Consider the following 21,657-nt stretch of genomic DNA (forward strand, 5'->3'; position numbering starts at 1 on the left):
AAGGGTTACACGCTTATGCCATCGCTATCGGCGGCACGCTTTAGCCCGCCATAAATTTTCCGCGCCTACGCCCTCGCCGCCCCTATTTCCCTTTGGCTGTTCTGGAAAGCGAAGAGAATTAACCATAGACAATTTAAGGTCATCTGGCGTCTGCTTGATAACGCTTACACCGCGCGATGAATGCGGCATCCGTTATTTACCTGATTGAGTAACCTTATAGCATCTGAAACAATGAGATTATGCAATTTTCGGCACAGCATCAATTTGCCTATGTAGTGCTAAAATTAGGGTTAAATCGCCTCATTATTTCGCAGCCTGAAGGATTACTCTCTATTTTTGTCACTTATGAGAGGCGGTCGCAGACTAGTTAAGGTTTTTTGTGCTGGCTTTGTTAGTTTTTTTAGATTTTAAAACTTTTTTGCTATTTTTAAAACAAAAAATCTCTTTTTAAGAGTTAGCAAGGATATAATCCTGAAAATATGATAATTATCCAATTTGCGGCCTTCATAACGTTAGAATTCTCTTCACGATATTATGCGCAGAAAAGGCAGGGTCTTCTCTTTAACAGGTACATCTATAAACAAAAATGTCTGGTATGAATATTGACCAGAGGCAGGTCAATATGGAGTAGCCCATGAAATATATTATCAATTCAACCGTGGCGTTTGATACCACCGAATACCTTCTCACGCTGGTGGATGATGCCGATACATCAGTAAAACTGTCCAATTCCGCCGGCCGGGTATTGGAGGAGCTTATTCAGTATCGCGGGACCGGCGAACCGGTGACCCGGGAGCACCTCTTTGCCAGCGTCTGGAGCGCCCACGGTCTACAGCCGTCTAATGGCAATTTAAATCAACAGGTTAGTTTAATACGTAAGGGATTAACCTCATTAGGGCTGGATGCCTCAGCGGTAGTCACAATTCCCAAGCGCGGGTTGAAATTAAATGATCAGCTGGTGATAAGCACGCTGGAAGACGATATCACCCAGGCGACATGCATTCCCGCGGTGAATGAATTCCCGGTGGAAATAGCGCATCCCGTCATGCTTACCGGCGGGCGGAAAAATATCAATGGTGCGCTGACCTTTTTAATGGTGATTGTCACGCTGCTGACTGTTGTCATGGCGTATATTTATTCTGAAGATGATGATAATCAGAAACTATACTTCTTCAGCCAGATCAATACCTGCAAAGTTTATACTTTCCACCCCATTCCCGGCCTGGAAAAAGAGGACTACCGTTTACGAATCGCCGAAGCTATGAAAGGGAATGTGGAAAAATGCAAAAACAATTACATCATCATTTTTTCTAAAACGCTCATCCCCGATCCGCTTATCCAGGATAATATCAATGTCCGCACTTTCATGGCCAAGTGTCGTAAAGATGAGGATGGCCAGATTTCCAATTGTTTAAATTTCTTCTTTTACAATTGGAGTGAGGCATGAAAAGGCTCATCGTGATTGTGGTGATGTGCTTCATCGCGGGCTTTCTTTTTTATCTGCACCAGCATAAGCAATCGCTATCAGGCTTCAACTGCTCAGGGTTGATGGTGATGAAAGCCAATACTTTTCCCGGCACCTACAGCTATGTGGTGGATGTTCGCATGTATTTTACCAACGCCTCGGAAGGTTTTTACATTCTTAATGGGACTTTTAGCGCCAACGATAAAACTTATGAACTCCAGCGCATCAAGCATTTCAGCTATCAGCTCAAAAATGACAAAGATCTCTATGAGATTATCATCACCAAGGAAAATATTTCGACCTTCGACAACACGCCGAAAAGGCTCGCTGACCAGATTCTGATGCCCCTCGGTTCGTCGTTTTTACCGCAGATGAAAAGGATCGATAAGAACGTATTGCTGCTGAATATGCTGTATTCACCGTATTTTATCTGCACCGCCACCTGAGGGCGTCACCCGCGCAACGCAGACAAGCGCCTGCTTCCCCTGCGCGCGTTTGTCATCGCCTATGAATATCAACAGCGATAATTTTGACGAACGGCGAAATGCCATAAATACTTGCATGAGGGAGGGAAAGTATTTCAAATTCGCCGGGGAGCTGCGCGCGGGTCATATGTTAAAACTTACACATTTTTTTGGCCGCGGGCGTCGCAACGACGATACCGATTCGCTGGATGGGCCGCCTCGTTTTTCGCTGATTCTTCAGGTAGCCGCCTCCGCGCTGTTTCTGGCCGTGGTGCTCGTCTCGCTGACCGGCTGGCATCTTTACCATACCTATCAGCTTGCGCTGTCGCGATCCCAAACCAATATTCTCAATTTGACCCAGGCGCTTTCTCAGCATGCCAATGATACTTTCATGCAGGCCGAGATCCTGTTAACCGATTTGGCCCAACGTATCGCTCAGGACGGTTTGGCTGCCGCACAGCAGGGGCAATTACACCCGCTTTTCACCGCCAAAATGCGCGCCCTGCCGCAGGTACGCGGCATTTTTCTCTATGACGCCGCGGGGCATTATGGTTGCCACCTCCGACAACGCATTACCGGCCAATACCGATTTCGCCGATCGCGATTATTATCGCTACCACCGCGATCACAATGACGCTAATTTGCATATCGGCAAAGTGATTCGCAGCCGGCTTACCGGCGAGCTCATTTTACCGGTCTCGCTACGCATTAATCGCCCCGACGGTAGTTTCGCCGGCGTACTGTTAGAAAGCGTCGTCATTGACTATTTCCGCCATTTCTACGCCCGTTTCGTGATAGACGATGATTCCACCTTGATGATGATGCTCAACAATGGCACCGTACTCTATCGTCATCCTTACAACGAACGGGCGATCGGCAGCTCGATTTCTGCAACGCCGCTTTATCAAAAGCATATTGGCCAGCAGGCTTCAGGGGTCAGGACGCCCTCAATGGCCAGGATGCGCAAAAAATCTACAGCTTCACTCATTTGCAGCAGTTTCCCGTAGCGATCACCACCGGTATGTCGCTGGATCAGGCGCTGGTGGACTGGCGTCAGGATGCAATAAGTCATTTGATTCTGGTGGGGATTTTTCTGGCGCTGCTCAGCCTGTTGGCGATTTCGTTTATTCGTCAAATTCGCCGCCGCATGCGGGTGGAAGAAGAATTGCGCCACGCTCAGCGCGAGCTGCGCAAGCTCAACCGGTCTCTGGAACATTTGGCGCGTCGCGACGGACTCACCGGCCTGTATAACCGTCGCCATTTCGATCTGGCCCTGACCGACGAGTTCAATCGTGCGGTGCTAAGCCACGATTCGCTAGGCATTATTTTGCTGGATATCGACTTTTTCAAACAATATAACGATCTCTACGAACACGTCGCCGACGACAATTGCCTAAAACGGATCGACGAGGCGCTGAAAGCGCTTTCACTGCGGCACCGGGACCGGGTTGCGCGCTACGGCGGCGAGGAATTCATTATCCTGCTGCCGCAAACCGACGTGGCGGGCGCGCGGGAAGTCGCACAGCGGGTGTATGAGGCGATAACCGGGCTGGCAATTACGCACCAGGCCAGCCCCACCGGTAGCCTCATCCCGAGCATCGGTGTGTATGTGGGACAGCCGGCGAGCGGCGATGAATCCCCTTCCAGGATGGTGAGTCGGGCTGATACCGCGCTTTATCAGGCCAAACGCGAGGGACGCAACCGTATTTGCCTCGCCTGACGGTAGCGCGGTACCTCGGCGTCAGTGCTTAAGGATCACTTTGGTCCAGCCGGCAGCGCGCTCGTCAAAATGGCCGTAAGCCGCCGGCGCCTCCGCCAATTTCAGCCTATGGGAGATAATCGCCGCGGGATTGGCTTTGCCTTGATGGATAAGCCGCGCCAATTGGCGGTTATAGGCCTTCACATTGGCCTGGCCGGTGCGGATCTGCTGGCCTTTAAACCAGAAACTACCGAAATCGAACGGCATCTTGCCGGCCTGCGCCAGCTCGCTGGCGGCGCCGGGATCCTGCGGCACAAAAACGCCTACCACGCCAATACCGCCGGTGGCGCCGCGTGAAGGCGACCAAGCTGTTCATCGTTGCGGCATTATCTTCATGCCCATGTTTATTGCAGCATTGATAGCCGACACATTCACAGCCGCAGTCGGTACCCTGGCCGTCGGTCAGATCAAGGATCTTTTGCACCGCGGCATCCCCCACCGCGTTCACGGCCGTGGCGCCAAGTTTTTCGGCCAGCGCCAGCCTGTCGGGATGGGTTATCCAGCACCTGTGATGCGCCTTTGATGACCGCCGCGTGTGCCGCCATCAGCCCAACCGGGCCGGCGCCGTAAATAGCGACGCTATCGCCGGGTCGCAAACCTGCCAGCTCGGTGGCGTGCCAACCGGTCGGGAAAATGTCGGATAGCATGACATAGTCATCCTCTTTCTCGGCGGCATCCTCCGGCAGAACGAGGCAGTTGAAATCCGCATAGGGAACGCGGAGCAATTCCGCCTGGCCGCCATCCCAGGGCCCCATCTCGGCAAAGTCATAGGCGGCGCCGGGATTTGCGGTGAGACAAAAACCCGTCAGGCCCCGCTCGCAATTCTCGCAAAAACAATAGCCTATGTTAAACGGCAAACAGACCAGATCCCCCACCTTCACCCGCTCCACCGCGTTGCCAATCTCGATTACCTGTCCCAGATTTTCGTGGCCGAAAATCCGGCCTGGCTCAAAGCGGGTCCGCCCTTCGTACATATGTAAATCTGAGCCGCAAATATTAGTGGTGCTAATCTTAACCAGCACGTTGGTCGGTTTCACAATCCGCACATCCGGTACCGTTTTCACCGCCACATCACGCGGCCCGTTGTAAACGACTGCTTTCATTATTACTCCTCCGATTATCGTAGACGCTGCGCGTCCCGGTTGCTGAGTCGAGTTATAAGGTGTAGTGTAAAATCCCGTTTTTTTCCCCATCATTAACATTTATTAATGCTTTACGGGGTATAATCGCCGCTTCATATTCGCGGTATCTATAAAGTGACAACGTCACCTGTATAGCAACTAGCAGAGCTTTTTTTCGACGGTTTTCTCGGCAAGATTCACTTTGATGACGTTGTCGAAGTATTCTGTTTGATGGCGTAGTCGAAAAGTTCACTTTACCGGCCGGGATATCACAATGGCGAGAGAAACCGGCTCAATCGGTAAATCGCCGTGGGAGCCTGTTTAGAAATTTGTGTATTTTCCTGATTTTGATATGTTCAATCCAACATCAAAAACAGGTTAATTTATGGACGAAAAACAGTTGCAGGCTCTGGCTAACGAACTGGCCAAAAATCTCAAAACCCCTGAAGATCTCAGTCACTTCGATCGGCTGCTGAAAAAAATCAGCGTCGAAGCAGCTCTCAATGCCGAAATGACCCATCACCTCGGCTACGATAAAAATCAGCCTAAACCGGGGACCAACGCCCGCAACGGCTATTCCACAAAAACCGTTACCACTGGCGATGGCCCGCTGGCGCTGCGTACTCCGCGCGATCGTGACGGTTCCTTTGAACCGCAACTGGTGAAGAAGAACCAGACCCGGATTACCGGGATGGATAACCAGATTTTATCGTTGTACGCCAAAGGGATGACCACCCGCGAGATCGCCGCCGCATTCAAAGAGCTGTATGACGTCGATGTCTCGCCGGCGCTGGTCTCAAAGGTCACCGATGCGGTCATGGAGCAGGTTGTCGAATGGCAAAACCGGCCTCTGGATGCAGTCTATCCCATTGTTTATCTTGACTGTATCGTTCTAAAAGTCCGGCAGGACAGCCGCATCATCAACAAATCTGTGTTCCTGGCGCTGGGCATCAACATCGAAGGCCAGAAAGAGTTGCTAGGTATGTGGCTGGCCGAAAATGAAGGCGCAAAGTTCTGGCTGAACGTGCTGACAGAGCTGAAAAACCGCGGCCTGAACGATATCCTTATCGCCTGCGTAGACGGGCTGAAAGGTTTCCCTGACGCTATTAACGCGGTGTATCCGGAGGCGCGGCTCCAGCTGTGTATCGTGCATATGGTGCGCAACAGCCTGCGGTTCGTCTCCTGGAAGGACTACAAGGCCGTTACCCGCGACCTGAAAGCTATCTATCAGGCCCCTACGGAAGAAGCCGGCTTGCAAGCGCTGGAAGCGTTCTCCAGTGCCTGGGACATCCGCTACCCGCAAATAAGTCGAAGCTGGCAGGCAAACTGGGCCAATCTGGCCACGTTCTTTGTCTACCCAACGGACATCCGCAAGGTAATCTACACGACCAACGCCATCGAGTCGTTAAACAGCGTGATCCGGCATGCCATCAAAAAGCGCAAGGTGTTCCCAACCGACGACGCAGTGAAAAAGGTGGTGTGGCTGGCGATACAGGCGGCCTCACAGAAATGGACAATGTCTTTGAGGGACTGGCGCATGGCAATGAGTCGCTTTATTATCGAGTTCGGTGACCGCCTGGACGGTCACTTCTGAGAAAAGGCATTTACACAGAATCCGGTACGGGCTCCGCCGTGGCTCACCCGACTGAGCGATAACGTCGGTCGGGTGTCTATTTGGCGCCGCGCAGGCCCGTTTAGCGCTGGGTATTGACCACGATACGGCCACGAACCTTACCCGCCATTAGCGCCTGGGCGGTGTCTATGACCTCCGACAGCCCAATTTCCCGGCTTATCTGATCTAATAGCGGTGTATCGACAACTTCGGCGATGCGTTGCCACGCCTCACGGCGGTCAGCCTCGGAGCGCATGACGCTGTCGATACCTACCAGGGTAATGCCGCGCAGAATGAAGGGTGCCACGCTGGCGGGAAAATCCATACCTTGCGCCAGACCGCAGGCCGTCACGACGCCCTGATAGCGTAATCCGGCACAAACATTGGCGCCCGTGACCAGCACCTTACCGCTGTCCGGCGTGATACCGTGGCGCTGTAGCGCCAATACCGACAACATGGCGGTATAGCCCACCGTGCCGACCGCCATGGCCGCCCGCGCATCTAGCCCTTCCGGCAGCGGAATCAGCCAGTCGCCGTTCACGCGGGCTTTTTGCGCCAGTCCGCCCCAGTGCTTTTCGCCGACTCCCCAGCCGTTCAGCAATACCCGATCGCCGACGCGAAACCCCGCATGGCGACTGTGCTCCACCGTACCGGCCAAATCTATGCCGGGCACCATCGGGAATTGGCGCACCACCGACCCTTGTCCGGTAATGGCCAGGCCGTCTTTATAATTCAGGGTGAAGTAATCCACCCGCACCAGCACATCCCCCGGCGGTAATTGCGCTTCCTCAAGGGGGGTCAGTCCGGCGCGGTAGCCCGCGTCGTCTTTTTCAATCACGATGGCGTTAAACATGGATGCTCCTTGAACATGGGCGACGTCGCCTGACGCAACGCCTTGAAATTCAGCGCGGCAAACCGGCCAGAAACCCTTGGGCGAAACGATCGAGAGGCTGGCGATTGCCCGCCAGCCGGGCGCACATGACCGCCCCTTCCCAGCCGATCCAGAAAAATTCCGCCAGCGCCGCACAATCCGCCTGGGAATGAACCTCCCCCGCTGCAGATTCCAACGTATCCGATCAGCTGTTCCGGCGACATCCGATCAGTTATTCCGATATTTTCCGATCACCCATTCCAGTGATATTCGATCACGTGTTCGCTCATCTTCTGACTAGGGTTTAGTCTATTTTTCCTGTGCTGACTACTCCTTGCTCTTTGCGTAGTGATTCGCCTTTAAGTTCCAGTCTATAGCTGGGGTGTACTAACCGATCGAGTAACGCGTCAGCTGTCGTGGGGTTTTCTATCAGTCCATACCATTTTTTCACCGGCAGTTGACTGATCAGGATGCTGCTGCTTTTGTCGTAGCGATCTTCCATCACCTCCAACAGCATCGTTGCCTGCATCGGACTTATTGATTCTAGGCCCACGTCGTCCAAGATCAGTAACTCTATTTTTTCTAACTGCTTAAGCTGTTTTAGATAGGTCCCGTCTACCTGACACTGGTGAAGATGGGCCAGCAACCGACCCACTCGCCAGTAACGCACGCTATATTGCTGCCGGCATGCCTGCTCACCAAGCGCACAACTGAGCCAGGTTTTGCCCGTACCTGTCGGCCCCGTGATGAGTATGCTTTTCTGATATTTCAGATATTGTCCCCCTAGCAGATCTCGCATCTGTTCCGGTGTCACTCCTCGGCTAGGGATATAATGGATATCTTCCGGTTTTGCCTACAAGCGCATTTGCGATTGCCGTCGCAGACGGCATATGCGGTTGTTTTTTCTATGCAAATTTTCCGCTTCTACCATCAGCGACAACCGCTCCTCGAACCCCAGCTCCCCATAACTCCCCGGGAGTTCGCGTTGCGTCTCCAACGCCTGGACCATTGCCGACAACTTCAGCTCTCGCAGAGCCATTAACAGTGTATCCATATTTATTCTCCTTAGTGATAACTGTCCGGACCTCGGAGGTTTTCGTGAACCAGCATTGATACGCCGGCTCCGTCCTGGGTGACCTCACTTTCACGACCGTGTTTCAATACGTTGGCTATGAAAGAGCGGTTAATGCACCCTTTCTCCAACGCCAGCGCGCAGGCCTTCTCCAGTCGCGTCGTCTCATAGCGCCGTTGCAGATTGAGTAGCCCCAGCACGGAGCGGTAAGCCTGCTCCGGATGGGCTTTGCTCTTTTGGATGGACTCGACCACTTTCAGTGTGCACACACCCACCGACAGCGCCCAACTGCACAGCCTTTCCGGCGTCCACTGACTCTGCCCCTTATGGTTAGCCGGCATGTGCGCCGCCTGAGTCGTGTGCCTATAGGCGTTATCGCTGCGAGGGTGCGTAGCCACGCAGACGCCCTTATGGTGGATTTGCACCAGCCGTTGGGTGGCTATGACGTCAACGCGCTCGCCAACCAGCGGATGCGGCACCGAGTACCAGTTTTTGCCGTAGTCTATGTGGTAATCAGGTCCCACTCGGGCAACGAGATACTCACTGTATTCCCATTGTGTGGGCGGTAGAGGCCCAAGAGCCGGTTTGTCCAGCTGCTCGAAGCGTTCAAGGCGACTTTGTCCGCCGTAATGACGCATCGGGCGCAGATTCAACTCATGATTGGAGTTCTCGTATCACCTGGTTGAGTTCGGCCAGCGAGTAGAACCTACGTTTACGCAACCGGGCCAAAACCCAGCGTTCTACCAGCTGCACAGTTGATTCTGCCTTCGCCTTGTCTTTCGGTTTTCTCGGGCGCGCCGGTAGCACCACTGTCTCATAGTGATTTGCCAGCGCCTGGTAGCTTTGGTTTATGACCGGCTCATAGCGGTCAGGGGTGCTGACAGCGCTGCGCAGATTATCAGGTATCATCAGCTCCGGAACCCCACCCATGAAGTGCAGGCAGCGGCTATTGGCGTTGAGCCACGATGCCATGTCCTGGCCTTCGTAGGCTTCGATATACGCATAGCCTGACACGCCCATGGCAGCGACGAAGATAGCGACCTGGCGTACGCTACCGGTCGCAGGGTTGACGATAGGTACGGTGGGGCCACAGAAGTCGATGAAGAGCTTTTCGCCAGCCTTGTGCTTCATGCGCATGGAACGCCGCTGCTTCTTTTTCCAGTCACGGAACAGTGCACAAAACTGTGAGTAACCGAGGGCATCACCGCCCACGGCGGACTGATATTCCATCCAGAGCAGCTGCTTGGTCATGCCCTTGCGGCTTAACTCGGTATCGATATCAAGCCAGCTGGGTAAGGTATTGATAACTTTTCTGGATTTGCCGGGATAGAGCAGGCGGTCGAGGTCGACGGGGGACAGTTCCGCCGGCAATGGCCAGACCAGGTTAGCTACCGTGAATCGGCCGAGGATATCGTGCACGGTAGTACAGCCTATGCCGAGCGCTGCTGCGATAGTGCGATTCGAGCGACGCTGCTCGAATTTCATACGTAAGACATTAATATAGATGCACATTTCCGTTCTCGCTTTCTTCTTTTTACGTGCCATGCCATGCCCTCGGAAGCTAAAAGTCTCCAGAGTATGGCGGAACAGAAGATGAGCGATCGGACAGCATCGGAATCGCTGATCGGGCGACCGGAATCAGTGATCGGGTGAAATCGGAATCAGTGATCGGATGTGACCGGAACCAGCACCCGCCGCCTGCGCCAACCGCAGGCAATCGGCGACCTGCCGCTGCCAACCGTGCAAGATGGCGCTTAATTGCTGGCGGTAACCGGCCGGCAGGACCGCGATTTCCTGCCCGAGGTTGCCCACCAGACAACCGCGCCGGAAATCATATTTCGCCATGCCTGCGGCCGATTGCTCGATAAAAACCTGCAACCGGGCCAGCGGCGTCAAATCTGACTGCGTGAGACAGCGTGCCAACCGGGCGGCGAAATAGTCGCCGTATCCGGCGACGATCGCCTGGCCGAACGCCGCTTTGCTGGGGAAATAATAGTAAAAGGAGCCTTTGGGTACGCCAGCCGCCTTGAGAATGCCGTCAATGCCCGAGGCGGTGAATCCCTGCTCAGTCAGCATAGCGATGCCGGCGAGAATCAGCGCCTGACGGGTATCTGGGTCGGCGGCCGCCACTTTACGTGGCCGGCCGCGTCGCGCGGAAGGTAGGGTCGATTGCATCGCTAGAATATAGACTGATCGTCTAGTTAAATCAAGCGGACGTCACCTGAGTACGTCAGATGAGCGACCGAAGTGCCCCAAAGGTGTGATAGGCGCCTAACGCCGCGAGGCCAGATAAGCCGGCGATGCTCCGCTCGCCTTTTGCGCCATCGCGGTCGTTGGCGAGGTAGTGGCGGTAGCGGTCCGTTTTTTGCGCGTCACCGCGACAGACCGGAAGTTATTGCGCCGGCGGTAGTGGGTTTGTCTTGCGCTCCATTGCCGGTCGCGGCCGCTTGATGCGCATCAGCCAAGCAGGCGCGAGCGCAGCGAAGAAGAACAGTGCAACGAGATAAAACCCATCCTGATAAGCCATCATCTGCGCCTTGGGCACCAGCATGCTTCCAGCCAGGCCAGCGCGCCGGTATGAATACCGGCCCGCAGCGGGTAACCGAACGGATTGCCCCAATGGGACATCAGCAGCCCCAGCCGGCTGATGGCTTCCATGCCGGCGGCATTGGCGGTGGTCAGCGCATCGCCGTGGAACGTGGTGTGCCTGTCGACCACCACCGACAACACGTTGACGCCAAACGCCCCCGAGCTGCCGCACGAAATTCAAACTCCCTGACCCCTGCGCCAGTTTTTCCGGCGGCAGCGCCCGCAGCGCGCCAGCGTTCAGAGCCGGCAGCATTACGCCAAGACCGATGCGGCCCAGCATTACCCACCAGGCCATCGTCCAGAAAGGCGTGTCCACGTCCGCCCCGCCGGAAAGCCAACACGACAGGCCGAACAACACCAGTCCGCTCATTACGTGGATATGCGGCGGCAGTTTATCGCTCAGTTGGCCGGCGATAGGAAACACCAGGCCCAGCACCAGGCCCGCCGGCATCAGCAATAACCCGGAACGGGTAGGCGTGAAGCCCTGCACCGTTTGCACAAACAGCGGAATAATATAGGTCGACCCATAAATGCCGGCACCGAGAGCGAACGCCACCACGCAGCCCGCGGAAAAGCCGAGATTGCTGAAGACCTGCAGGCTCAGCAGCGGATGCGGCGTCACCAGCTCCCAGAGAATAAAACCGGCCACCGACAACAGCGCCAGCGTGAACAGCGCCAGGATAAAAAAGGCATTCCACCCTTCGCGTTGGCCGTTTGATAACCCCGTCAGCCATGTCGTCAACGCGCAAACCAGCAATAAAAACCCCGTGACGTCGAAACGGCGCGGCACCGCCTTGCTGTCCTCGTCCCGCGTCGGCATGATGAACAGCGCCACCGCCATGCCGGCCAGGCAAAACGGCACCACCACCAGGAAAACATCGCGCCAATCGTACTGATCGACCAGCAAACCGCCGACCGTTGGGCCCAGCGCCGGCACCAGCACAATTTCGACGCCATAAATGCCCATCGCCCTGCCGCGCTGGGACGGGGGAAAAATCTGCGACATCACCACCATCGCCAGCGGCTGGACGATGCCCGACGCGCTCCCCTGTAGAACCCGCGCCAAAATCACCTTGGCGCCGCTGCCGCTGGCAAACCCCAACAGACTGCCGACGATAAATACACCCATGGCACATACAAAGGTACGGCGATAGCCGAATCGCTCAAGCGCCCAGGCGGTCATCAGCATGGTGGCGGTCATGGCGGCCAGAAACGCCGTCGAAAGCCACTACACCTGCTCTTGCCCCCAACCCGAACGCGCCCATGATATCGCGCATCGCTACATTGACGATGGTGGCAGTGGCGATGGTGCCCAGCATGACGGGTGCCGGTGGCCAGCCAGCGGTAGGCCGGGCCAAAGCGTTCGGCCTGGCGCTCAATGGGCGACATTAATCGCGACCTCCACCATGAGCCCTGGACGCAGGCGCGGGTCGTTGTTATCCAGCGCGATGCGCACCGGCACCCGCTGGGTAATTTTGGTAAAATTACCGGAGGGGTTAGGGCTGGGCAACAGCGCGAATTGGTTGGTGGCGGCATCGCCCACCCGCAGGACATGCCCATGCCAATCGCGGCCGGGATAGGCATCAACGCCGATCGTTACCGGCTGACCCACGGCGACCTCACCGAGCGCGGTTTCTTTAACGTTGGCCTCAACCCAGACATTGTGCGGATCGTGTACCATCATCACCCACTGGCCCGCTTGGATATAATCTCCCACGTCCCCCAGCGTCCGGTCGACGACCCCGTCCACCGGCGAGCGCAGCGTGCGATCGGCGATTTCCTGCTTCAGTTGATCGGCCTGCGCCTGCAGCGCCTTGACCTGCTGACGCTGCATATCGGCCTGACGATCCAGCACCTGGAGTTGACCGCGCGGCGCCAAGGTATTGGCATAAGCGGCCTGACTGGCGACCTGTTGCGCCTGGGCCTCGCGCTGTTCGTCCTGACGCTGCAGCAAAAGCGTGCGCGATTCATCCCAGGTCTTTCGCGACGTCCCGCCACCTTTTACCAGGCTGTCGTCGCGCTGAAAGTTGGTTTGCGCCAGCGCCAGTTGATGGCCGGCGGACGCCAGCGCGCTTTGTGCCGCGCCGAGCTACGCCTGCGCCTGTTGCATTTGCACCTGGGTAGTTTTGTCGGCGGTATCCCGCTGTGCCTCAATGTAGCTCACCTGAGCCCGGGCGGCGGCCTGACTCCCCTCCACGGCCGCCAGCCGCCGCCGCGCGTCGCGGTCGTCGATACGGGCCAGGATCTGACCTTTGACGATCCTATCGCCGTCCATGACCGGGCGCGAGACCAGCCACCCGTCCACCCGGCTGGCCAGGGTTATCACTTCGCCTTTGATTTGGGCGTCATTCTCCGCTACATGGCCGAAACGCCAGCTTAAGTAGTGGATAAGCCATGCCACCAGAAGGATAACCACCACCAGCGCCGCCATCATTAGCCACTGCCGCCGGCGGTCCAACCGTTGGAAGCCGCCGAAACGCCTTCCGCGCAGCAGATTCATAAGGTGTCCTTGCTTAAAGTATCCAGTGCCGCCAGGACCTGTTCCAATACGTGGTTGACCCGCTCGATGTCCTCTTCAGGCAACGTGACCAGCACACTGTCCCGCACCTGGCGGGAGATCCCCTCCACCTGCTCGACCCGCTCCAGACCGCGCGCCGCTAAATGGATCTCCTTGGCCCGCCGATCGCTGCCCTCGCGCCTTTCAATAAACCCCTGCGCCTGCAGGTTATCCAACAGGCACACCACCGATGACGCATCCAGCGCGATAGATTCCGCCAGCTCTTTCTGGCGCATCGGCGCGGCGGCGCGCGAGATATGCAGCAGCGGCACCCAGGTTGCTTCGGTGAGGCCATAGGGTTGCAATTGACGGTCAATCAGACGGCGCCAGTGTCGCGCGGTCTGCGCGATGAGACCGGCAAAGCGCCGGCGCGAGTGGGAGGTGGAAGAAGCCATGGCATTTCAATTCATATCCAATTATAATCATGATATTAATAAATAAAAAAATACTCCCCAAATACTGTAAATTTTACGGGTATTCTGCGCGCCGCAAGTGCGATTAATAGGCATTTCCGTTTGCTAAAACGACAATTACTAAGCATGATATCAATCTATTACGTCATCATGAGATTGTAGCAATGTTTCGCCGCTTTTTTAGCTATTACGCCCCGTATAAAAAACTGTTTTACCTGAATTTCGGCTGCGCCATTTTAGGCGGCCTGCTGGAGCTGGGGTTTCCCATGGAGGTTAAGACATTTATTGATAAACTGCTTCCGGCCCAGAATTGGACATTGATTATCGCGGCGGCCGTTGGCCTGCTGTTAATCTATCTCATTAACACGGGACTGATGGCGATAGTGAATTACTGGGGGCATGCGCTGGGCGTCGGCATTGAGACGGATATGAGCCGCGAGGCGTTTAATCACCTGCAAAAGCTGTCCTTTTCCTATTACGACAATACCAAGACCGGCCACATTATTACCCACGTCACCAAAGATCTGGAGGAAGTGGGTGAAATCGCCCATCACGGTCCTGAAGATATCTTTATTGCCTTAATGACCTTTATCGGCGCCTTTTTACTGATGGCCACCGTGCATATGCCGTTGGCGCTGTTGACGATTATCATCGTGCCGTCGATGACCTGGCTGGTCAGCCGCCACGGCGCGCAAATGACCGAAACCTGGCGGCGGTTATTTGGGCAAGTCGGCAATTTCAACGCGCGCATCGAAGAGAGCATCGGCGGGATTCGGGTGGTAAAGGCGTTCGCCAACGAGCGTCAGGAAGAAAAGCTGTTCGCCCAGGATAACGCGAATTACCGCACCACCAAACTGCACGCTTACCGCATCATGACCGCCAACCTGACCTTAAGCTATCTCAGCACCCGGCTGGTGCAGCTTATCGTCATGGTCGCCGGCACCTGGTATGTGGCCGACGGCGAGCTGAGCTACGGCGGTTTCGTCGAGCCTGTTTAGAAATTTGTGTATTTGCCTGATTTTGATATGTTCAATCCAACATCAAAAACAGGTTAATTTATGGACGAAAAACAGTTGCAGGCTCTGGCTAACGAACTGGCCAAAAATCTCAAAACCCCTGAAGATCTCAGTCACTTCGATCGGCTGCTGAAAAAAATCAGCGTCGAAGCAGCTCTCAATGCCGAAATGACCCATCACCTCGGCTACGATAAAAATCAGCCTAAACCGGGGACCAACGCCCGCAACGGCTATTCCACAAAAACCGTTACCACTGGCGATGGCCCGCTGGCACTGCGTACTCCGCGCGATCGTGACGGTTCCTTTGAACCGCAACTGGTGAAGAAGAACCAGACCCGGATTACCGGGATGGATAACCAGATTTTATCGTTGTACGCCAAAGGGATGACCACCCGCGAGATCGCCGCCGCGTTCAAAGAGCTGTATGACGCCGATGTCTCGCCGGCGCTGGACACCTCCACCGAGCAGGCGATCCAGCAGGCGTTGACCGTGCTTTCCGCGGGCAGAACCACGCTTGTGATCGCCCACCGGCTGGCCACCATCCGCAACGCCGACCGCATCATAATCGTCGACAATGACGGTATTCAGGAGCAAGGCAGCCATCACGAATTGTTGCAGCGCCAGGGCACATATGCCCGGCTGCACCAGACGCAATTCGGCACCGCCTGACGGCTAAGGGCGGACGGGCGCCGTGACCCGCGGTGGCCCGTCCCTTCTTGCGCCGGCGCAATTCACCACCCCGGCGTCACCCTTTCCCGGTCTGACACTGACGTGTGCCACCTGGCACTTCAAGCCCTTACTCGTGCCGCCCCTTTTTCCTCCTTGCCGCTACTTACGCTGCCGCCTGCCCCGCCATGTCTTTACTCGTGCCGCCACTTATTCCCCTTTGCCGTTAAGTTTGCTACCGCCCGTCCCCACCTCCACCGGTGTTTGTCCGCAGGCTGTTATTTATAGGGTGTGGGTTAGCCATACTATTTTTACTTAATTTAACGCCGTGCGTTATTTTTGGTTAACTACTGCTGCGCGGTTATAGGCCGAGATTTATTTTTACCGGTCGCAAAGCAATTCGCTAAAATCCCCCGCGGCTACGCGGGAATGAATTAATGCAACCCCTTCAATAAAAATATAGAAATTCCCATTCCGCGCCCCAAAAAGTCGATCCTAAGCAACGATTTTTTTACTTTAAACCACCATGTTAATGACAGAAATCTGCGTCATTGATTATTAAAATATAAAACGAGGGAACCATAGAATTTATTATTCAGCTCACCGTTGTTGTCGTTTGCCTATTATTTGGCGCGCGCAAAGGTGGTATCGGTCTGGGACTTGCAGGCGGTTGCGGTATGCTGACGCTCGTCTGGATATTTGACCTGCAACCGGGTCAGCCGCCGGTGGATGTGATGTTGGTTATCATCGCGGTCGTGGCCGCTTCGGCCACTCTACAGGCCTCCGGCGGACTGGATGTCCTGCTACAACTGGCGGAAAAGCTGCTGCGCCGCAATCCCAAATATATCTCGCTGGTCGCGCCGCTGGTCACCTGTCTGCTGACCATGCTCTGCGGCACCGGCCACGTGGTGTATACCCTGTTGCCCATCATCTACGACGTGGCGATAAAAAATAATATCCGCCCGGAACGTCCGCTGGCCGCCAGCTCCATCGGCTCGCAAATGGGCATCATTGCCAGCCCGGTCTCGGTCGCCACCGTCTCGCTGGCGGCAATGCTGGCCTTGTCCGGCAGCGCGGCGATAGATTTCATCACGCTGCTTTCGCTCACCATTCCCGCCACGCTGTGCGGCATCCTGGCTATCGCGTTATTTAGCGGCTTTCGCGGCAAGGATTTGAGGGATGACGACGACTTTCTCGCCTTTATCAATACCAAGGACAATCACGACTACGTCTACGGCACCGCACCGACGCTCCTGAACAGCACTCTGCCGCGCAGCAGCTGGCTGGCGATGGGCATTTTTATCGCCACCATCCTGGTGATAGCGCTGCTGGGGGCATTCCCCGCCCTGCGCCCGCACGGCAACGGCGTGCCGCTCTCGATGGTGCTGATGATACAGATGTGCATGCTGTGCGGCGGGGCATTCATCGTGCTGTTTACCGACACCGCCCTCGCCGCCATTACCAAAAATGATGTATTTCGTTCCGGCATGGTGGCCATCGTCGCCGTGTATGGAGTCGCCTGGATGGCGGATACGCTATTCAGCCATCATTTGTTGCAGATCGAAGCCGCGCTGGCCGGCGTGGTCTCCGACCATCCCTGGACCTATGCGCTGGCGCTGCTGCTGTTATCGCAATTCGTCAACTCCCAGGCTGCGGCCCTGGCGGCGGTGGTCCCCATTGCCCTGGCGGTCGGCGTGCCGCCGGCGCTTATCGCCGCCACGGCCCCCACCTGTTATGGCTATTACATTTTGCCCACCTACCCCAGCGATTTGGCCGCCGTCCAGTTCGACCGCGCCGGCACGACACGCATTGGCCGTTGGGTGATTAACCACAGCTTTTTGCCCGTCGGACTGATTGGCGTTGGCGTATCCTGCTGCGTCGGCTGGCTGCTGGCCCACGCCTACGGGCTGATGTAGCCGCGGCGCCCGACAACGGCAGCCGCTGCACGGCCGGTTGTGACCGGAGATGGGCAATCTCTGAGCGATCGGCCAATTTTCGCCATCTCCCCCTTTGACAACGTTCGAGCCCCCCGTTATCATGCCAACCACTTCGCGATTCCTCTGTAGTTCAGTCGGTAGAACGGCGGACTGTTAATCCGTATGTCACTGGTTCGAGTCCAGTCAGAGGAGCCAAATTTATGTTTTCATGCATCTTCACGAATCCTTATCTGATGTGGATTCAATAAGTTAGCGTAAAAACTCTTCCCGTTGCATTATGATTTTATCCTCCGCATCGGGAAAAATTGGTGGTCAAATCTGGGGTCAGGTTAGTTCGATAATAGAGTGACCCCCATATGTCTCTTACCGACGCGAAAATCCGTACTCTCAAGCCTTCTGCTAAACCCTTTAAATTTTCCGATTCCCACGGTCTGTATCTGCTGGTAAAGCCGGGCGGCTCCCGTCACTGGTATCTCAAGTACCGTATTAACGGTAAAGAATCCCGCATTGCGCTGGGTGCATATCCTGCCATCACATTCTCAGATGCGCGACAGTAGCGAGAAGGTATCCGCAAGATGCTGGCGCTGAACATCAACCCCGCACAGCAACGCGCTGCTGAACGTGGCTCACGGGCACCGGAGAAAGTGTTTAAAAACGTGGCGCTGGCGTGGCATAAAAGTAACAGGAAATGGTCGCAGAACACCGCTGACCGTCTGCTTGCCAGCCTGAACAATCACATCTTTCCGGTCATCGGGAACCTGCCTGTATCAGAACTTAAACCCCGTCATTTCATTGATCTGCTGAAAGGGATCGAGGAAAAAGGTCTGTTGGAAGTTGCGTCCCGCCCGCGGCAGCACCTGAGTAACATAATGCGCCATGCGGTCCATCAGGGGTTAATCGATACGAACCCGGCAGCAAACCTTGGCGGCGTAACGACACCTCCCGTCAGACGGCACTATCCCGCTCTGCCGCTTGAGCGGCTACCTAAGCTGCTCGAACGCATTGAAGGGTATCATCAGGGCCGCGAACTTACCCAGCTTGCCGTCCTGCTGATGCTGCATGTGTTCATTCGTTTCAGTGAACTGCGTTTCGCCCGCTGGTCAGAGATTGATTTCACGAACAGAGTCTGGACGATACCCGCGACGCGAGAACCCATTATTGGCGTGCGTTATTCCGGGCGCGGGGCCAAAATGCGAATGCCGCATATCGTCCCCCTCTCAGAACAGGCCATCGCCATTCTGAAACAGATTAAAGATATCACCGGTAATAATGAACTGGTCTTCCCCGGCGACCATAACCCGTATAAGCCAATGTGTGAAAACACGGTCAATAAGGCACTGCGGGTGATGGGCTACGACACGAAAAAGGATATCTGTGGCCACGGCTTTCGGGCGATGGCATGCAGTGCGCTGATGGAATCGGGTTTATGGGCAAAGGACGCAGTAGAACGCCAGATGAGTCATCAGGAGAGCAATACCGTGCGCATGGCTTATATTCACAAGGCAGAACATCTGGAAGTCCGCAAGGCGATGATGCAGTGGTGGTCCGATTATCTGGATATGTGCCGTGAAGCCTACGTTCCGCCATATATTCTTATCAGAGAATAAAGCATTCCACCAGACTAGTTCATGAACTATCTGTTGTAGCAAATCAAACGAGCCCGTACCGGATTCTGTGTAAATGCCTTTTCTCAGAAGTGACCGTCCAGGCGGTCACCGAACTCGATAATAAAGCGGCTCATTGCCATGCGCCAGTCCCTCAAAGGGGCTTTGTTGAATAAATCGAACTTTTAGGTGACTGGCGGCTCTGATCACTACATTCGTTTCAACATCAGGTCCCCATGGCAAAGCAAAAGTTTAAAATCACCAACTGGCCCGCATACAACAATGCGCTCAGGCAGCGGGGGGACCTGACAGTATGGCTTGATGAGTCAGCCATTGCTGCATGGACTGAGAGTACACCACCTGAACATCGTGGCCGGCCGCTTCACTACACCGATATGGCCATTACCACGGTTCTGATGATAAAGCGCGTGTTTAACCTTTCGCTCCGGGCGTTACAGGGTTTCGTTGACTCGATTTTTAAACTGATGGGGCTGTCGCTGCGCTGCCCAGATTACTCTCTGGTTAGCCGGCGAGCAAAAACCGTCGACATCAGCATAAAAACGCCAACCCGCGGCGAAATCTCACACCTGGTCATCGATGGCACCGGCCTGAAAGTCTTCGGCGAAGGCGAATGGAAAGTCAGGCAGCATGGGGCTGAGAGGCGCAGAGTATGGCGCAAGCTTCATCTGGCAGTAGATAGCGCGACACATGAAATTATCTGTGCCGATTTATCGCTAAGCGGTACGACAGATGCGCAGGCGCTGCCCGGGCTGATTAACCAAACCCACCGGAAAATCAGGGAAGCGTCGGCTGACAGTGCTTACGATACGCGTTACTGTCATGATGCTCTGCTGAGGAAAAAAATAAAGCCGCTTATCCCACCGCGAAGTGGTGCGCAATATTGGCTAGCTCGATACCATGAGCGTAACCATGCGGTGGCAAATCAGCATCTGAGCGGCAATAACGATACCTGGAAAAAGAAAGTAGGTTATCACCGGCGTTCACTGGCTGAAACGGCCATGTTCCGGTTTAAAACACTTCTGGGTGGTCATCTGAGTCTGCATGACTATGACGCGCAGGTAGGTGAGGCAATGGCAATGGTTAAAGCACTTAACCGGATCACACTGTTAGGAATGCCAAACAGCGTCCGCATCATGTAACAATCGCCCTGATAGGGAGGAAGTCGTCACACATTTCGGATTTATTCAACAAAGCGCCTCAAAGGCATTGTCCATTTCTGTGAGGCCGCCTGTATCGCCAGCCACACCACCTTTTTCACTGCGTCGTCGGTCGGGAACACCTTGCGCTTTTTGATGGCATGCCGGATCACGTTGTTTAACGACTCGATGGCGTTGGTCGTGTAGATCACCTTGCGGATGTCCGTTGGGTAGGCAAAGAACGTGGCCAGATTGGCCCAGTTTGCCTGCCAGCTTCGACTTATTTTCGGGTAGCGGATGTCCCAGGCACTGGAGAACGCTTCCAGCGCCTGCAAGCCGGCTTCTTCCGTAGGGGCCTGATAGATAGCTTTCAGGTCGCGGGTGACGGCCTTGTAGTCCTTCCAGGAGACGAACCGCAGGCTGTTGCGCACCATATGCACGATACACAGCTGGAGCCGCGCCTCCGGATACACCGCGTTAATAGCGTCAGGGAAACCTTTCAGCCCGCCTACGCAGGCGATAAGGATATCGTTCAGGCCGCGGTTTTTCAGCTCTGTCAGCACGTTCAGCCAGAACTTTGCGCCTTCATTTTCGGCCAGCCACATACCTAGCAACTCTTTCTGGCCTTCGATGTTGATGCCCAGCGCCAGGAACACAGATTTGTTGATGATGCGGCTGTCCTGCCGGACTTTTAGAACGATACAGTCAAGATAAACAATGGGATAGACTGCATCCAGAGGCCGGTTTTGCCATTCGACAACCTGCTCCATGATCGCATCGGTGACCTTTGAGACCAGCGCCGGCGAGATATCGGCGTCATACAGCTCTTTGAACGCGGCGGCGATCTCGCGGGTGGTCATCCCTTTGGCGTACAACGATAAAATCTGGTTATCCATCCCGGTAATTCGGGTCTGGTTCTTCTTCACCAGTTGCGGTTCAAAGGAACCGTCACGATCGCGCGGAGTACGCAGCGCCAGCGGGCCATCGCCAGTGGTAACGGTTTTTGTGGAATAGCCGTTGCGGGCGTTGGTCCCCGGTTTAGGCTGATTTTTATCGTAGCCGAGGTGATGGGTCATTTCGGCATTGAGAGCTGCTTCGACGCTGATTTTTTTCAGCAGCTGATCGAAGTGACTGAGATCTTCAGGGGTTTTGAGATTTTTGGCCAGTTCGTTAGCCAGAGCCTGCAACTGTTTTTCGTCCATAAATTAACCTGTTTTTGATGTTGGATTGAACATATCAAAATCAGGCAAATACACAAATTTCTAAACAGGCTCATCCGATCAGTTATTCCGATATTTTCCGATCACCCATTCCAGTGATATTCGATCACGTGTTCGCTCATCTTCTGACTCGG

The 21,657-nt window shown here is 55.0% G+C and carries 19 protein-coding genes, 1 tRNA gene and 5 pseudogenes; 12 read left to right on the forward strand and 13 right to left on the reverse strand.

Going from position 1 to position 21,657, the window contains the following annotated elements:
• The first annotated feature begins 634 nt into the window (after nucleotides 1-634).
• The 5 genes from SOPEG_RS08130 (at nucleotide 635) to SOPEG_RS22670 (ending at nucleotide 3,649) form a co-directional block, all read left to right on the forward strand.
• On the forward strand, nucleotides 635-1,447 hold the full coding sequence (locus tag SOPEG_RS08130) for a winged helix-turn-helix domain-containing protein (RefSeq protein WP_025244964.1): 813 nt from the start codon (nucleotides 635-637) through the stop codon (nucleotides 1,445-1,447).
• An 11-nt stretch (nucleotides 1,448-1,458) separates the two neighbouring features.
• On the forward strand, nucleotides 1,459-1,911 hold the full coding sequence (locus SOPEG_RS08135; RefSeq protein ID WP_158382351.1) for a FidL-like protein: 453 nt from the start codon (nucleotides 1,459-1,461) through the stop codon (nucleotides 1,909-1,911).
• A gap of 61 nt (nucleotides 1,912-1,972) precedes the next feature.
• The gene (locus SOPEG_RS22660) at nucleotides 1,973-2,563 is read left to right on the forward strand and encodes a PDC sensor domain-containing protein (protein ID WP_051419541.1); all 591 of its coding nucleotides are present in this window, start codon (nucleotides 1,973-1,975) and stop codon (nucleotides 2,561-2,563) included.
• A 7-nt stretch (nucleotides 2,564-2,570) separates the two neighbouring features.
• A complete protein-coding gene (locus SOPEG_RS22665; RefSeq protein WP_051419542.1) occupies nucleotides 2,571-2,936 on the forward strand; it encodes a PDC sensor domain-containing protein in 366 nt (121 codons plus the stop codon).
• A gap of 14 nt (nucleotides 2,937-2,950) precedes the next feature.
• Complete coding sequence (locus tag SOPEG_RS22670) at nucleotides 2,951-3,649, forward strand: diguanylate cyclase (RefSeq protein WP_148297026.1); 699 nt, start codon at nucleotides 2,951-2,953, stop codon at nucleotides 3,647-3,649.
• 21 nt (nucleotides 3,650-3,670) lie between these two features.
• Here SOPEG_RS22670 and SOPEG_RS29315 read toward each other — a convergent pair whose 3' ends face one another.
• Both SOPEG_RS29315 and SOPEG_RS29320 read right to left on the reverse strand, forming a co-directional pair.
• The gene (locus tag SOPEG_RS29315) at nucleotides 3,671-3,958 is read right to left on the reverse strand and encodes an MDR/zinc-dependent alcohol dehydrogenase-like family protein (protein ID WP_236851679.1); all 288 of its coding nucleotides are present in this window, start codon (nucleotides 3,956-3,958) and stop codon (nucleotides 3,671-3,673) included.
• A 137-nt stretch (nucleotides 3,959-4,095) separates the two neighbouring features.
• Complete coding sequence (locus tag SOPEG_RS29320; RefSeq protein WP_236851681.1) at nucleotides 4,096-4,791, reverse strand: alcohol dehydrogenase catalytic domain-containing protein; 696 nt, start codon at nucleotides 4,789-4,791, stop codon at nucleotides 4,096-4,098.
• A 403-nt stretch (nucleotides 4,792-5,194) separates the two neighbouring features.
• On the opposite strand from SOPEG_RS29320, the gene SOPEG_RS08150 reads away from it, so the two are divergent.
• Entirely contained in the window at nucleotides 5,195-6,403 is a 1,209-nt protein-coding gene (locus SOPEG_RS08150) for an IS256-like element ISSoEn2 family transposase (protein ID WP_025244966.1), read from the forward strand.
• A gap of 100 nt (nucleotides 6,404-6,503) precedes the next feature.
• Here SOPEG_RS08150 and SOPEG_RS08155 read toward each other — a convergent pair whose 3' ends face one another.
• From SOPEG_RS08155 to SOPEG_RS08190, 10 genes and pseudogenes are all read right to left on the reverse strand, one after another.
• The gene (locus SOPEG_RS08155; RefSeq protein WP_025244967.1) at nucleotides 6,504-7,274 is read right to left on the reverse strand and encodes an alcohol dehydrogenase catalytic domain-containing protein; all 771 of its coding nucleotides are present in this window, start codon (nucleotides 7,272-7,274) and stop codon (nucleotides 6,504-6,506) included.
• A 49-nt stretch (nucleotides 7,275-7,323) separates the two neighbouring features.
• A complete protein-coding gene (locus SOPEG_RS24345; protein WP_081742954.1) occupies nucleotides 7,324-7,488 on the reverse strand; it encodes a TetR family transcriptional regulator C-terminal domain-containing protein in 165 nt (54 codons plus the stop codon).
• 108 nt (nucleotides 7,489-7,596) lie between these two features.
• Nucleotides 7,597-8,346, reverse strand: a pseudogene (gene istB / locus SOPEG_RS08160) (IS21-like element ISSoEn3 family helper ATPase IstB).
• Between the two features lie 11 nt (nucleotides 8,347-8,357).
• Nucleotides 8,358-9,909: pseudogene (gene istA / locus SOPEG_RS24350) on the reverse strand (IS21-like element ISSoEn3 family transposase).
• 93 nt (nucleotides 9,910-10,002) lie between these two features.
• Nucleotides 10,003-10,494, reverse strand: a complete 492-nt coding sequence (locus SOPEG_RS08175) for a TetR/AcrR family transcriptional regulator (RefSeq protein ID WP_236851683.1) — start codon at nucleotides 10,492-10,494, stop codon at nucleotides 10,003-10,005.
• A 262-nt stretch (nucleotides 10,495-10,756) separates the two neighbouring features.
• Nucleotides 10,757-12,154, reverse strand: a complete 1,398-nt coding sequence (locus SOPEG_RS08180; protein ID WP_236851685.1) for a DHA2 family efflux MFS transporter permease subunit — start codon at nucleotides 12,152-12,154, stop codon at nucleotides 10,757-10,759.
• Nucleotides 12,117-12,272, reverse strand: a complete 156-nt coding sequence (locus tag SOPEG_RS29325; RefSeq protein ID WP_236851688.1) for a hypothetical protein — start codon at nucleotides 12,270-12,272, stop codon at nucleotides 12,117-12,119. Before SOPEG_RS29325 ends, SOPEG_RS08180 begins: the two co-directional genes overlap by 38 nt.
• Before the next feature lie 56 nt (nucleotides 12,273-12,328).
• Nucleotides 12,329-12,907 carry an HlyD family secretion protein gene (locus SOPEG_RS29330; RefSeq protein WP_236851691.1) on the reverse strand — a complete coding sequence of 193 codons (579 nt, stop codon included), beginning with the start codon at nucleotides 12,905-12,907 and terminating at the stop codon, nucleotides 12,329-12,331.
• Between the two features lie 135 nt (nucleotides 12,908-13,042).
• On the reverse strand, nucleotides 13,043-13,453 hold the full coding sequence (locus tag SOPEG_RS29335; protein ID WP_236851693.1) for an HlyD family secretion protein: 411 nt from the start codon (nucleotides 13,451-13,453) through the stop codon (nucleotides 13,043-13,045).
• On the reverse strand, nucleotides 13,450-13,905 hold the full coding sequence (locus SOPEG_RS08190; protein ID WP_025244969.1) for a MarR family winged helix-turn-helix transcriptional regulator: 456 nt from the start codon (nucleotides 13,903-13,905) through the stop codon (nucleotides 13,450-13,452). The genes SOPEG_RS29335 and SOPEG_RS08190 overlap by 4 nt, the downstream gene beginning before the upstream one ends.
• Nucleotides 13,906-14,087: 182 nt before the next feature.
• Between SOPEG_RS08190 and SOPEG_RS08195 the strand changes: the two are divergent.
• The 6 genes and pseudogenes from SOPEG_RS08195 to SOPEG_RS08220 all read left to right on the forward strand — a co-directional run.
• Nucleotides 14,088-14,909, forward strand: a pseudogene (locus SOPEG_RS08195) (ABC transporter transmembrane domain-containing protein); the annotation flags it as partial.
• Between the two features lie 72 nt (nucleotides 14,910-14,981).
• Nucleotides 14,982-15,428 (forward strand): annotated as a pseudogene (locus SOPEG_RS08200) (transposase); the annotation flags it as partial.
• A 758-nt stretch (nucleotides 15,429-16,186) separates the two neighbouring features.
• The gene (locus SOPEG_RS08205; RefSeq protein WP_025244972.1) at nucleotides 16,187-17,521 is read left to right on the forward strand and encodes an anaerobic C4-dicarboxylate transporter; all 1,335 of its coding nucleotides are present in this window, start codon (nucleotides 16,187-16,189) and stop codon (nucleotides 17,519-17,521) included.
• Nucleotides 17,522-17,661: 140 nt separating this feature from the next.
• Nucleotides 17,662-17,737: transfer RNA gene (locus SOPEG_RS08210), tRNA-Asn, on the forward strand.
• A 161-nt stretch (nucleotides 17,738-17,898) separates the two neighbouring features.
• Nucleotides 17,899-19,149: pseudogene (locus SOPEG_RS08215) on the forward strand (tyrosine-type recombinase/integrase).
• A gap of 233 nt (nucleotides 19,150-19,382) precedes the next feature.
• A complete protein-coding gene (locus tag SOPEG_RS08220) occupies nucleotides 19,383-20,306 on the forward strand; it encodes an IS5-like element ISSoEn1 family transposase (RefSeq protein WP_025244973.1) in 924 nt (307 codons plus the stop codon).
• Between the two features lie 41 nt (nucleotides 20,307-20,347).
• On the opposite strand, the gene SOPEG_RS08225 is transcribed toward SOPEG_RS08220, so the two are convergent.
• Nucleotides 20,348-21,505 (reverse strand): IS256 family transposase, encoded by a 1,158-nt coding sequence (locus SOPEG_RS08225; protein ID WP_025244974.1) that lies wholly within the window; start codon nucleotides 21,503-21,505, stop codon nucleotides 20,348-20,350.
• Between the last annotated feature and the right edge of the window lie 152 nt (nucleotides 21,506-21,657).

It is taken from the genome of Candidatus Sodalis pierantonius str. SOPE (genome assembly GCF_000517405.1).
Lineage (GTDB): Bacteria > Pseudomonadota > Gammaproteobacteria > Enterobacterales > Enterobacteriaceae > Sodalis_C > Sodalis_C pierantonii.